This is a genomic window from Oceanobacillus sp. M65, from assembly GCF_052246275.1.
Lineage (GTDB): Bacteria > Bacillota > Bacilli > Bacillales > Amphibacillaceae > Oceanobacillus_B > Oceanobacillus_B jordanicus.
On the sequence record NZ_JBQQCJ010000004.1, the window covers coordinates 88,787 to 102,831 of the forward strand.

Annotated in this window: 10 protein-coding genes, 2 pseudogenes and 1 riboswitch; all 12 genes and pseudogenes read left to right on the forward strand. The window is 38.9% G+C overall.

Annotated features, from left to right (window positions below; translation table 11 throughout):
- The first annotated feature begins 52 nt into the window (after positions 1-52).
- A complete protein-coding gene (locus ACTWPF_RS15540) occupies positions 53-1,309 on the forward strand; it encodes a hypothetical protein (protein WP_443149709.1) in 1,257 nt (418 codons plus the stop codon).
- Between the two features lie 42 nt (positions 1,310-1,351).
- Positions 1,352-1,507 (forward strand): hypothetical protein, encoded by a 156-nt coding sequence (locus ACTWPF_RS15545; RefSeq protein WP_443149710.1) that lies wholly within the window; start codon positions 1,352-1,354, stop codon positions 1,505-1,507.
- 127 nt (positions 1,508-1,634) lie between these two features.
- Positions 1,635-1,895 (forward strand): annotated as a pseudogene (locus ACTWPF_RS15550) (KGG domain-containing protein); the annotation flags it as partial.
- 108 nt (positions 1,896-2,003) lie between these two features.
- A complete protein-coding gene (locus ACTWPF_RS15555) occupies positions 2,004-2,423 on the forward strand; it encodes a KGG domain-containing protein (RefSeq protein WP_443149711.1) in 420 nt (139 codons plus the stop codon).
- A gap of 293 nt (positions 2,424-2,716) precedes the next feature.
- Entirely contained in the window at positions 2,717-3,676 is a 960-nt protein-coding gene (locus tag ACTWPF_RS15560; RefSeq protein WP_202606524.1) for an AAA family ATPase, read from the forward strand.
- The gene (locus ACTWPF_RS15565; RefSeq protein ID WP_443149712.1) at positions 3,676-4,944 is read left to right on the forward strand and encodes a DUF58 domain-containing protein; all 1,269 of its coding nucleotides are present in this window, start codon (positions 3,676-3,678) and stop codon (positions 4,942-4,944) included. Before ACTWPF_RS15560 ends, ACTWPF_RS15565 begins: the two co-directional genes overlap by 1 nt.
- Entirely contained in the window at positions 4,941-7,139 is a 2,199-nt protein-coding gene (locus tag ACTWPF_RS15570; RefSeq protein WP_443149713.1) for a transglutaminase TgpA family protein, read from the forward strand. The genes ACTWPF_RS15565 and ACTWPF_RS15570 overlap by 4 nt, the downstream gene beginning before the upstream one ends.
- Positions 7,140-7,182: 43 nt before the next feature.
- Positions 7,183-7,284: riboswitch (purine riboswitch) on the forward strand.
- A 139-nt stretch (positions 7,285-7,423) separates the two neighbouring features.
- Positions 7,424-8,959: a glutamine-hydrolyzing GMP synthase gene (guaA, locus tag ACTWPF_RS15575; protein ID WP_443149714.1), complete on the forward strand. Its 1,536-nt coding sequence runs from the start codon at positions 7,424-7,426 to the stop codon at positions 8,957-8,959.
- Positions 8,960-9,682: 723 nt separating this feature from the next.
- Positions 9,683-10,015, forward strand: a pseudogene (locus ACTWPF_RS15580) (methyl-accepting chemotaxis protein); the annotation flags it as partial.
- 14 nt (positions 10,016-10,029) lie between these two features.
- Positions 10,030-10,857 (forward strand): methyl-accepting chemotaxis protein, encoded by an 828-nt coding sequence (locus tag ACTWPF_RS15585; protein WP_443149715.1) that lies wholly within the window; start codon positions 10,030-10,032, stop codon positions 10,855-10,857.
- 320 nt (positions 10,858-11,177) lie between these two features.
- On the forward strand, positions 11,178-12,179 hold the full coding sequence (locus ACTWPF_RS15590; RefSeq protein ID WP_443149716.1) for a metal-binding protein ZinT: 1,002 nt from the start codon (positions 11,178-11,180) through the stop codon (positions 12,177-12,179).
- A 136-nt stretch (positions 12,180-12,315) separates the two neighbouring features.
- Positions 12,316-13,908, forward strand: a complete 1,593-nt coding sequence (locus ACTWPF_RS15595; protein ID WP_443149717.1) for a metal ABC transporter solute-binding protein, Zn/Mn family — start codon at positions 12,316-12,318, stop codon at positions 13,906-13,908.
- The last annotated feature ends 137 nt before the right edge of the window (positions 13,909-14,045 follow it).

Here is a 14,045-nt window from a genome sequence, read left to right on the forward strand (position 1 = left end):
TTTATTCCATACGAGGATAAATGGAAAGGAGAAGGTGAAAGGAGGAACTTGCATGACGGCAGAGGTAGCAATTATGAATAAGTTAGGGATGTCTCTAGCGGCTGACAGTGCAATTACGAGTGGGAGAGATGGTGTGCAAAAGGTTTATAATTCAGCTAATAAACTGTTCTCTATTTCAAGCGATCATTCTGTTGGAATTATGGTGTATGGGGCAGCATCTTTTATGGAGGTCCCATGGGATGTCATTATCAAATCATACCGTGATTATGTGGGAGATGAGAAGCTTCGTTACTTATCTTCCTACATGGAAGACTTTATCGCATTCATTAAGCAAGATGAAAGGTTTAATGTAAAAGAAATGGAAGAAGTCATCATATATCGTTCTTACTCTGATACGCTTAAGCGGTTAATAAAAAAAGTAGAAGAAGAGCTGGAAGAAGAAAGGCAGCAAGACAAAAAGGTTACGGATAAGGATGCCACAAGGTTATTGAACAATCAAATTGACAAAGTACGCAAAGAATTTGAAGAAAAAGAAGAAGTCTTTATAGAAATGGAACTTGCTTTATTTAAGCAAGAATTTCATGAGGTGATTCAAGAGATTAACGAGGAATTCATCTCATACAACCTCCCAGAGCACATTAAAGAAAAACTATCCATGCTAGCTTTTGATGTCATACAAAAAGATTACTTTAGTTTAGGGAGTACTGGACTGGTTATCGCAGGATTTGGGGAAGAAGAGATTTTCCCACAGTTATTAAATTATCGATTAGAAGGCTTTGTATTTGGTCAATTAAAATATAAGAAAATACTGGAGAAAAAAATTAGTTACTCAAATAGTAAGGATAGTGGGACTGCTGCAATTACTCCATTTGCACAAAGAGAAATGGTTGATTCCTTTATGGGTGGAATTGAACCAAACATGGAGGATGCCATAATGGGAATTGTGCATAAAGTTCTCTCAACCTATCATCAGCAACTAGAAAATCACTTGCAACTTTCCCTAACAAAAGAACAAGTTAGCAAAATGGAAAAGATGGGTAATGACGTATATGAGTCCATAGAAGACGCTGTGGATGAATACAGACAATCCAATTATATTACCCCTTTATTAGGGATTGTTCGTTCCCTTCCTAAGGAGGAACTAGCTGACATGGCAGAGGCTTTGGTTAACTTAACGTCATTCAAACGGCGAGTTTCCAGAGCAACTGAGTCAGTAGGTCCACCAGTGGACGTGGCAGTCATTACAAAGGGAGACGGTTTTGTCTGGGTAAAACGGAAGAATTATATCGATCCTGTCTTAAATAACTAGGGCAATGTGCAGTTAATATCTAAGGAAGGAGTTGTAGAGGCCATGACCCTGCGTAGTAAATCGGATAACGAAGGATATTTTAACATCCCGCAGAGTGATCGACAGGATTTCCAACTGGAAGATAAAGAGAAGGAAGAGAAGAACAATGCAGCAGAGAAAGCTTTAGAAAAAATCAAGAAAAAAATTGAGAAAGCCTGATATGGCAGGGGTAAAATTACACAACAGAAAAAAATATAATAAAGATGTTTAATTAACAGCATACGTGGAATTACAACAACTGTAGGCGAAGACAAAAGCCAAAAATACTTGAGAGGAGATGTTAATCATGGCTAAGAACAATAATGGAAAACTGTCTCGCGAACAAGCAGGACAAAAAGGCGGAAATAAAACAGCAAGTAATCACGATCAAGAATTTTACGAAGAGATCGGACAAAAAGGCGGAAAGACTACAGCTAAGAATCACGATCAAGAATTTTATGAAGAAATTGGTCAAAAAGGTGGAAAAGCAACATCTCGTAACCATGACCAAGAATTCTATGAAGAAATTGGTTCAAAGGGCGGAAAAGAAAGAGCACGCCAGAATGATAACAACAATAGCTAACAGCTAGAATTGGACAAGTCTTTAAAATAGCGCATGAGAAGAAAAGCTAAAATGATTACACTTTTTATCTAAAATTGAGAGGAGATGTTCATAATGGCTAAGAACAATAACAACAATGAAAAAATGTCTCTAGAACAAGCAGGACAAAAAGGTGGAAACAAAACAGCAAGAAATCATGACAAAGAATTCTATCAAGATATCGGAGAAAAAGGCGGAAAAGCAACTTCCCAAAATCATGACAAAGAATTCTATCAAGATATTGGACAAAAAGGCGGAGAAACAACTTCTAAAAATCATGACAAAGAATTCTATCAAGATATCGGAGAAAAAGGCGGAGAAACAACTTCCAAAAATCATGATAAAGAATTCTACCAGGATATTGGACAAAAAGGCGGAGAGACAACCTCTAAAAATCATGACCAAGAATTCTATGAAGAAATTGGTCAAAAAGGTGGAAACTCTCGCGCCAACAACAATAATCAACAACGCAACAATAACAACAACAATTCTTAATGTCAATAGATAAGTAGAAGAGAGGGAAGCATCGTGCTTCTCTCTCTTTTTGTGTTTATACATAGGATAAAAAGGTAGAAGAAAAGAGGCCGTAGTAGGTATGACACACCATCAGAAAACTTCTATTCCCGTGTATGTGAATCTATGAAAAGGTATATAATAGGAATGTACTATCACGGAAGATATCTTTTCTTCATAGGTCTTTTTTAGTATAGTTATAGTATATATCGTATTGATTATTACGTTATGTACATTATCATATTACGGATGAGTCAGAGAGGGGTTCATAATTGATGCAGGAAACATATGTTTATAACCAACGAATAGGAGATGTACTCGATAATATAAGAAGGGTTATGATAGGGAAAGAGGAAGCAGCAACGTTAAGTCTAGTAGCCTTATTAGCACAAGGCCATGTTCTACTAGAGGATGTGCCGGGCGTGGGCAAAACGATGTTAGTGCGTACCTTGGCAAAATCCCTGGATTGTGATTTTCGTAGAATCCAGTTTACTCCAGACCTACTACCTTCCGATGTAACAGGCATCTCTATTTATAACCCAAAGGAACTTGAATTTGAGTTTCGTGGTGGTCCAATACTTGGCAACATTATTTTAGCAGATGAAATAAACCGTACCTCTCCAAAGACACAGTCATCACTCCTTGAAGCAATGGAAGAAAAAAACGTTACTGTTGATGGGAATACCATTGCTCTGCAACAGCCTTTCTTTGTTATGGCAACACAGAACCCTATCGAATATGAAGGAACCTATCCTTTACCTGAAGCCCAGTTAGACCGCTTTATTTTAAAGCTTAAAATGGGTTACCCGACCTTCGCAGAAGAACTAGAAATGCTGGAACGAACTGCCGGAGACCATCCTATTGATTCTATAGGCGCAGTCATGTCTCGTGAAGAGTTAGTTCATATTCAGGAAGAGGTTAAACAAGTTTATATAGATAAAAATGTACAGCACTATATTCTTAACCTTGTTTCAAGTACAAGGGCAAATGCAGCAATATACCTAGGTGTAAGCCCACGTGGCTCGATTGCATTGATGCGTGCTTCTAAGGCGTATGCCTATATCCACGGAAGAAGTTACGTTATTCCTGATGATGTGAAATATCTTGCCCCGTACGTACTTGCCCATCGCGTTATTTTAACATCAGAAGCTAAATACGATGGCACAACAAGTGAGCAAATATTGGAATCTATCGTGAGAAACGTGCATATCCCGATTCGGAAGGAATTTACTTAATGAAGGAAAACCTTAAGTTCATCGGAAATTTTGCTTTTATACTTTTTCTAGTGGTTTCGCTTTTTGCATATGCAATGTTTCAGGGCGGGTTTGTGAGCTGGTTTTTGTTTTATGCTTTTTTGCCATTTGGCATTTACCATATCGGCCTGCTCCTTTACCCGATGCGAAACTGGAAGGTGTCGAGAAGCTTATCCCGTCATGTCATACAAGCAGGGGATGGGGTAGACGTCACCATACATGTGAAACGTCGCTTTCCTTTTCCGCTGTATTATTGCATTTGCGAGGAAGTTTTTCCCGCCTCGCTTCATCGAATTGATAGCCGCAAAGAAAAGTACCATTTCATGAAGAACCCTGAGAAGCTATTAAGTAAACGAGAGATTAAGAGGATTGTGTTTCCATATTTTAAAAGAGAATTTGAATTGACCTATTCTATGAAACAAATCCCGCGCGGGGAACATCAGCTCCGCGATATCCGAATTCGAACAGGTGATGTGTTTGGAATGGTAAAAAAAGAAGTCATCTTTACGGTTGAAGAACAGTTAATAGCATACCCAAACGCAAGACCTGTGAAGATGGAAAAACAAATTAGTAGTTATGGTCAAGGGTCTGTCTCTTCCCAATCCTTACATTTGAAAAATACAAATGTGGCAACAGGGGTTAGAGAATACATGCCTGGTGATAAATTTTCCTGGATTGACTGGAAACAGACTGCTAAGAAAAATACGATGATCACCAAGGAGTTTGAACAGGAAAAAAGTACGGAGATTTTACTCGTACTAGATAGCTGTTTTTACGCTGACGAAAACCATATCAGCTATGAAGCTCTGTTGGAATTGGCGATTTCACTTATGGATGAATTGTATAAACAAGGGACAGAAGTAGGCTTACTTACCATTGGAGAAGAAACTGTACACGTTCCTGTGCACAATGAACCAACAAAGAAAGAGTTAGTTCGTCAACACTTGACCAGACTTCAACCAGGGGGAAGTAAGCCTTTTCCTCTAAAATTAAAGGAAGAGCTAATTAAGCTGGGCAGCGGAAGTATTGTTATATTGCTTACAAGTCATATTGATGAGGATTTTGGTGATACGGTTAAAAAAATGAAGCAACGAATGAAGCGCGTCGTTGTTTTATATGTACCAACCACTGGAAATATTTCAGAAACAGAGCGGCATGCAATAGAAAGGTATCGTTTTGAAGGGATCTCTTTCTGTGTGTTATCTGCGTCTGCACTAGCAACGAATTCTCTAGAGGTGAACCATATATGAGAAATACTACAGAGCAAAAATCATCTTTCTACATCTTACTTCTGTATCTTTGTGGTTTCTTTCTATTTTTAGAATGGCTCTATCCACTTGGTGATATTACAGATACAACTGGGCTAAGCATATTTGTTTTTTATGCTGTATTTTGCTTCTTGATCTCTATATTCCAGATTAGATGGTGGGTTTCCTTTCTATTAAAAGGGCTTGGCATGCTAGTTGCGTTAAATTTGTTGTTTGCAGGTCCAGGCTTCCTGTCACCAGAGTGGTTTACCCTCGTGTTACAGGATGTCGCACATAACCTAACAGCACTTTTCGGACGTGAATGGTATGCACTTACCCCCTTATTTCGTAGCGGTCTTTTTCTCCTGTTAATTTGGCTGATGAGCTACTTGTTGCATTATTGGTTTGTTGTAATGAAGCGCGTCCTTTTATTTGTGCTATTAACCTTTATATATTTAACCGTACTCGATACGTTTACCATTTATAATGGTGGTATGGCTATTGTTCGCATATTTTTCCTATCGTTTATCGCTTTAGGGATGGCGAATCTTATGAAAGAACTAAACAGCGAGTCACTACGGCTTCAAAAGATGAGGAAAAATCCTATTTGGATACTTCCTTTGATTTCCATGGTCCTTTTATCCACATTAGTTGGATTTGCTGCACCAAAGTTTTCCCCGCAATGGCCAGATCCGGTGCCTTTTATTAAAAGTACAGCAGAAAATGCTGGGAATTTTGAAGGCGGGGTCCAAAAGGTTGGATACGGAGAAGATGACTCACAACTAGGTGGATCATTTGTGCAGGATTATACACCGGTTTTCGAAGCGGTTGCCGAGGATGACCATTATTGGCATATTGAGAGCAAGGATGTTTATACAGGGAAAGGCTGGGAGACTTCCACACCTCCCGATTATAATCAGCTCGATGATTTCAATTGGGAGCTAACACGTACCTTCCTGCCGAGTGTGGAAACAGAAGCACGGGAGGCCCAGGTGGAGTTCATGGGCGATACCTCCATTAATAAGTTAGTTCATCCATATGGAATTTACAGCGCAAGCACACTCTCAGAAGCTGATTTCTTTTATGATGTGGTGAGTAATTCCATTCAAACAAGAATTAATAATGAGGTAGTTAGCCTTGACAACTATACGATTACTTATGAACAGCCAACATTTTCGTTAACGGATTTAAGGGAAGCTGGTAATAATGACCCTTTCCTTGATGATAAATATACGCAACTCCCCGACCTTCCTGACAGGGTAGGGGAGTTAGCAGAAGAAATAACGGATGCTTTTGATACAAGGTATGAGAAAGTAAAAGCGGTTGAACAGTATTTCGGTACAAATGGTTATGTCTATCAAACAACGGACGTTCCTGTCCCTGAGGAAGACGAGGATTATGTAGATCAATTTCTATTTGAATCAAAGGTTGGTTACTGTGATAATTACTCGACTTCTATGGTCGTTTTATTGCGTTCCCTGGACATACCAGCAAGATGGGCAAAAGGATTCACTAGTGGTGAAGTGAAGAATTTCAACATTGGTCGAAACGGTGACCAAGACCTATACGAAGTAACAAATGCAAATGCCCACTCTTGGGTAGAGGTTTACTTCCCTGAAATCGGATGGGTTCCTTTTGAACCAACACAAGGTTTTTCCAATCCTACTGACTTTCAGGCAGAAATGAATAACAATGATGAACTTGATCAAGAAACTGCACCTGAAACTCCTGAACAACAAGAAGAACAAGAACAGCCAGAACAGGATGTAGAAGAAGAGGACGAAACAGCAGCAAGTGCGGCGAATGACAACGATAATTCTTTCTTCCAATTCAATTGGATATTTTTCACTGTGCTGGCCGTTGTACTTGGCGTACTGTTAATCCTTGGCTACCGAAAGAGATTTCGTTGGCAAGCAAAGCTAGTCGCGACAAAATTAGATAGAACAGATGGACCACAAGGATTCCAGGATGCTTATCATTTTCTAATTAAACTATTAAACCATCACGGCGTACAAAAACAACCAGATCAGACGTTAAGAGAGTATGCACAACAGGTAGATAATGCCTATCATACAGACGACATGAAAAAGTTAACCTCCCGTTATGAGCAAATGCTGTACCAAAAAGAGTACAGTCATGTTCAAGGACGTGATTTAACACAATTATGGAAAGATTTAATAAAACGAATATTAGGTTGACCTGTCTGTTGAAGGTTAGTAGAATAAGGGAGTATTAAACGAATTTGAATAAATATATGCCTTTCGTATATCCTCGATAATATGGATCGAAAGTTTCTACCGGAGCACCGTAAATGCTCTGACTATGAAGGCAGAATTTCTATAGGTACGTGTACAAAAAGCCTGGGATTTCTGCCTTTTTGCAGCTTTTTTTAGCTGTGGGAAGCTGGAGGTCTGGGCTTTTTCTATTAATGAATGCCTCTATTACCGAGTTCTAAAATATTGCTACAGATAGGAGAAAGCAAATGGAAAACAATGAAATGATTCTAGTTCTTGATTTTGGGAGCCAGTACAACCAACTAATTACGAGAAGAATTCGGGAGCTTGGCGTTTATAGTGAACTGCATTCTCATAAGCTGACCGCAGAAGCAATTAAACGCATGAACCCGAAAGGAATTATCCTATCCGGTGGACCGCACAGTGTCTATGATGAAAATAGCTTCCGCTGTGACCAAGGGATTTTTGATCTCGATATTCCAATCCTCGGTATTTGTTATGGAATGCAATTGATGGCATTGCATTACGGAGGAAAAGTCGAGAAAGCTAAAAATCGTGAATACGGAAAAGCGCTTATAGATATAAAAGATCAGCCAGTTCTTTTTCAGGATACACCAGAGAAGCAAACAGTTTGGATGAGTCATGGTGATAAAGTAATCGAAGTACCAGAAAACTTCCAGACGGATGCAACGAGCCCGTCAACTCCTATTGCTGCGATGAGCCAACCATCTAAGAAACGCTATGGTGTACAATACCATCCAGAAGTGCGTAACTCAGAGTACGGTAATCATTTATTAAAACAGTTCGTCTATGAAGTATGTGAGAGTGAGGGAGACTGGTCGATAGAAAACTTCATTGAAATGGAGATAGAGAAAATCCAGGAAAAAGTCGGAGACAGCAATGTTTTATGTGCATTGAGCGGCGGAGTGGATTCTTCCGTTGTTGCAGCATTAATTCATAAAGCAATTGGTGATCAGCTTACTTGTATTTTCGTTGACCATGGTCTACTTCGCAAAAACGAAGCGGATGATGTGATGAAAGTATTCGCGGATGATTTCAATATGAATATTATTAAAGTGGATGCGAAAGGTAGATTCTTATCTAAGCTAAAAGGTGTAGATGATCCAGAGAAAAAACGGAAAATCATCGGCAACGAATTCATCTATGTGTTTGATGATGAAGCAGCGAAATTAGAAAATATGGATTTCCTTGCACAAGGAACCCTTTATACAGATATTATTGAAAGTGGTACAGAAACTGCTCAAACCATTAAGTCCCATCATAATGTTGGCGGATTGCCTGAAAACATGCAATTTGAACTAATTGAGCCGTTGAATACACTATTTAAGGATGAAGTACGCGAATTAGGTTCCCAGTTGGGGATCCCTGACCGCATTGTTTGGCGCCAGCCATTCCCAGGGCCGGGACTTGCTATTCGAGTTTTAGGCGAAGTAACAGAGGATAAACTGAAAATTGTCCGTGAATCTGACGCAATCCTTCGTGAAGAAATTGCCGCTGCTGGCCTAGACCGTGATATTTGGCAGTATTTCACAGTACTTCCTAACATTATGAGTGTTGGCGTCATGGGCGATGCCCGGACGTATGATCACACCATAGGTATTCGTGCGGTGACTTCAATCGATGGCATGACCTCCGATTGGGCAAGAATTCCGTGGGATGTGCTTGAAAGAGTTTCAACACGCCTGGTCAATGATGTAGAGCACATTAACCGTGTAGTGTATGACGTAACGAGCAAGCCACCTGCAACGATTGAGTGGGAGTAGACTTTTTAATAGAATGATTTGTCTTTGCAAAAAAAGGACCTCTTTCTTTACATTAATTGTGAAGAAAGGGGTTTTTTTGTGTAGTTAAAATTCTAAATCCCCTACTTTTTGTGTAAAAAATCTAAATCGACTGCCAAAATTCGACAATTTTCTTCACTTTTCTTTGTCAAAAGCCGATATTATATAAGTTAAATCATGTAAAAGTAAAAAAGGAGTTTGACTATGAACAGCAGTTTACAGGCAGTCGTTAACATTGCCCCGATAATTAAAGAAACGTTAGGGCCAACCGCCGCAATGGGCATCATAGATACAGAAAAATTTGTATACTTTGAACCATCAACTATGATTAAACTTGATGTAGCAGTTGGAACACCCGCAATTCCTGAGATTGAGCAATATGCTCGTGCTATAAAAGGAGAAAAAATTAGTGATGCCACGATGGATCCGGCAATTTTTGGTGTTCCTGTTGTGACGGATATTCTTCCAATCAAAGAGGATGATGGAGAGATCGTTGGAATATTATCCATAAGCCGAACTCTAGAGCATCAAGTCCGTCTAGATAAAGAAATAGAACGCATTAGCCAGGTAATTGACAGTCTTCAAGGAAAAGTCCAGAACGTTGCGGCACAAGCAGAAGAATTATCTGCAACCAGCAATGATATTAGTGAACAGGCAACCAAAGCAAACGATAATTCAAAACATATAGGTGAAGTAGTACAACTGATTGAACAAATTTCCAATCAGACAAACTTGCTTGGTTTAAATGCCGCAATTGAAGCGGCACGTTCAGGAGAAGCAGGAAAAGGATTCGGGGTGGTTGCTGATGAAATTCGTAAGCTATCTGACAACACAAAAGGAGCTGTCAAAACGATCGGCAAATCATTAAGTGAGATCCGCACTAGCATTGAAAATCTTACCTTAAGTATTAATGAGGTATCTTCATCCTCAGAAGAACAGTCTAAAATTATGGTCGAATTCATGGATGATATTCAAAAGCTTGATAATAAAAGTAAAAGAATTGTGAGCTCAATGAAAAAGATTACAAACCAAAATTAAGGAGAATGAAACACATGCATCCAACACTTAAAGCGATGGTAATTACTGCTCCTTTATTAAAGGAAATACTCGGAGAAAATACGATTATTGCAGTAACAGATAAAGAAAATTATGTATACTTTTCTCCTTCTAAAAGCTATGACATAGGAGTTAAGGTCGGAGATTTTGCTATGAAAGAAGAAAATCAGGCGCTTATAAAGGCGATAGCTGGAGAAAAAACAAATGAATATATCCCAAAAGAATATGTTGGTGTCGCTATACAAAGCTCTTCCTCTCCACTAACAGATGAACATGGTGAAATTATCGGAGCACTAATGATTAGTACGACCTTAGAAGAAGAGGAAGAGGTAGGAAATGAATTACTGGAGCTTCGCGGGATCATTAATAGTTTGCAAGGAAAAGTAGAACATGTAGCTACACAGGCTGAAAAGTTGTCAGCGACAAGCGCAGATATTAACAATCAAGCCACTATTGCTACAGCAAATTCAGAGGAAATTAGTAAAGTTGTCCAATTGATTGAAAATATTTCCGCAGAAACAAATCTGTTAGGTTTGAATGCATCTATCGAAGCTGCTCGCTCGGGGGAAGCAGGCCTTGGCTTCGGTGTTGTAGCAGATGAGATACGTAAACTTTCAGATGGTACGAAAGAAGCCGTCGGTACAATAGGGAAATCTTTATCCGAAATACAGGACAGCATCAGTAACCTTAAACACAGCATTGAAGAGATTTCAATTTCTACGGATGAGCAGTCCACTGTGATGACCGAATTCACCGAGGATATTAGCAAACTTGATAAACAAAGTGAAGAAATTACGCAGTATGTAAAAGAAATTATGCAATAGTCGTGTTTCTAGGTTAACTGAAATAAATGACTCAAGTGCTGAAAAACTATTGGTAAAGAAAAAAGAGATTCCAGTTATCAATTAAAAATGATAACTGGAATCTTTTTTTAGGTTTTCGTGCAGTTTACACAGTTGGCTGTACCCTGAAATTTCAAACTGCGTGACTAATATGGAGGTTTAGTTGTTGTATGAATAGGTGCATTATAAAATTCTGATTTTAATAAAATTTAATCCGTTAAGTTCTTGACAGAGTAGTTAAGAAAGTGATACTATTCAAAACGTAATCATTACGATTTAAAAAAGAGAATGGGAGAGGGAAAATGAAAAAATTACTTACTAGTTTATCAATCTTATTGTTTATTAGTATCTACTTAACAGCATGTCAAGGTACGGAAGATGCGGAAGTGGGTGCAACAGAGGAAGAAGAACAAGAAGTACATACAGATGAGAAACATGATCATGAGAAAGAGGAAGAAGAAAATATGGAAGCACCAGTAGGTATTGAAATCGAAGGAGTTGCTGACCACTACCATACGGGAGATACAATTGAGCTAACTGCAGTATTGGAAGAAGCTTCGGATTTGGATCACTGGCACTGGTTCAGTAAAGAAAGCGAAGGTGAATGGGAAGTTATTTCAGGGCAAGAATCGGAAACCTTTACAGGTGAAGCAACAGTGAATGGTTTAGAAATTAAAGCTGTTTTATACAATGATGACCACGAACCTAGTGTTCAATCCGAACCAGTTGAAGTTGTCATTGATGATCATCATGGACATGATGAAGCAAGTCAACAAATATATAAAGGTTACTTTGAAGATAGTCAAGTAGAAGATCGTGAATTATCTGATTGGGAAGGAGACTGGCAATCAGTTTACCCATATCTTCTGTCTGGAGATTTAGACGAAGTGTTTGAACATAAAGCAGAGGATGGAGATATGACAGAGGAAGAATACAAGGAGTACTACACCATTGGATATGAAACCGATGTGGAGCGAATCATTATTGAGGATGGCCATGTTACATTTTTCGAAAACGGGGATGAATATTCAGGTGAATACAAATCAGATGGGTACGAAATTCTTACCTATGAAGCAGGTAATAGAGGTGTTCGATTTATATTTGAATTAGTTGATGGGTCAGATGAAATGCCGCAGTACATTCAATTTAGTGACCATGATATATTCCCAGTAGATTCACATCATTTTCATTTATATTGGGGAGATGATCGTGGAGCACTTCTAGAGGAAGTTACGAATTGGCCGACGTATTATCCTTCTGAATTAGACAAGGATGGGATTGTTCGTGAAATGCTAGCACATTAATTATTTAATTGGTGTGATATTCCACAGCAAACCTCTAATTGAAGGTTTAGAAAACAACTGAATTTAAAGAAGACAATATTTTTTTTGCTTATAAATCGTAATGATTACGCATAAAGCAATATTAGGAGAATGAGTAATGAAGAGAAATTGGCTAGTTATCATTTTATTTAGTTTAATCTTGAGTGTCACTCTTTTGGGATGTAATCAAAATGAGAATGCAAGTACTACGAATGGCGAGTTATCTGTTGTAACTTCATTTTATCCAATGTATGAATTTACGCAACAAGTAGCAGGGGATCGAGCAGATGTATCACTAATGGTTTCTGCGGGAGAAGATGCCCATCATTATGAACCAAGTGCACAAGACGTAGCAGGTGTTAGTAAAGCAGATGTCTTTGTATATAGCAGCGAAGAAATGGAACATTGGGTGGAGAGTTTATTAAACACAGTAGAAAATGATAACCTTGTGATCGCACGTACTGCTGATGGTGTGGATTTAGTTGATACGGAAAGTTCAGATCATGCACATGCGGGAGAGCAAAATCAAGAATCGAATGCAAATATGACCATTCAAGGTGTTGCGGACCATTATCATACTGGTGACATGATCGAATTAACAGCCGAACTTGATGAGGAGGCAGAATATGATCACTGGCACTGGTATAGAAAGGAACATACTGATGCGGAATGGGAAACTGTACCAAATCAGGGGGAAGCTGAATTCGAATATGAGGCTTCAGGAGAAAGTTTTGAGCTCCGAGCAGCTCTTTTCGATGACTCCCATAATGAATATGCAGCATCAGAATCAATAGAAATTGTGATTGATGATCATAATGGACATCATCACGGAGATGACGAAGAAGGCGAACATGATCACGATCAAGCTGATGGTGAAGAATCTAGTCAAGGTAATGAACATGAAAGTGTTCAATCGGTTGAAATCGTTGGATTGGCGGATCACTATCATACAGGCGATGTTGTGACACTTGAAGCAGAGCTTCCTGAAGATGTGAACTATGACCATTGGCATTGGTATATACGTGAAAATGACACTGAGGAATGGGAAACATTATCTGATCAAGGAACGAGTCACTTTGAGTACAAAACAACAGGAGAAAGCTTTGAAGTCCGAGCGCTCCTTTTTGATGAAGATCATAATACGTATGCGGAATCGGAGCCAGTGTCCATTATTATTGATGATCATGAGTCTCACGATCCACATATTTGGTTAGATCCAGTATTGGCACAAGAGCAAGTTAATATCGTTCGTGATGCATTAATTGAAGCAGATCCAGAAGGAAAAGAAATGTATGAAAAAAATGCAGAAGCTTTTAATGAAGAGCTGCAAACATTAGATCAAGAATATCAGGATGTGCTTAAGGATGTTGAAAATCGTGCTTTTGTAGTGCAACACCAAGCGTTTGGATACCTTGCACAGCGGTATAATTTAGAGCAAATCGCAATTGGTGGCTTATCCACAGAAGTAGAGCCAAGTCCATCGCGAATTGGCGAAATCGCAGACCTAGTGAAGGAACATAATGTTCCAGTAATTTATTATCAACAGGGAGCCAATTCAGCAATTGCCGAAACTGTCGCTACTGAAACAGGGACAGAGACCGCAGCATTATATGACTTAGAAGTATTGTCGCAAGAATTACAAGATGAGGATTTAGGGTATGTGGAAGCAATGCGTCAGAACTTAAAATCTTTACAGTTAAGTATTAAATAACTGAAAAACTAAAATCTTATTGTAGATAAAGTGAAACTTCAATCAGTGGGGGGGTTCGTTCTTCCCCTACTGATTGTTAGTTGAACGAATCGGGGTGTTAGCGTCCGTTTACTCCTACTTAAACATCACGGCTTCAC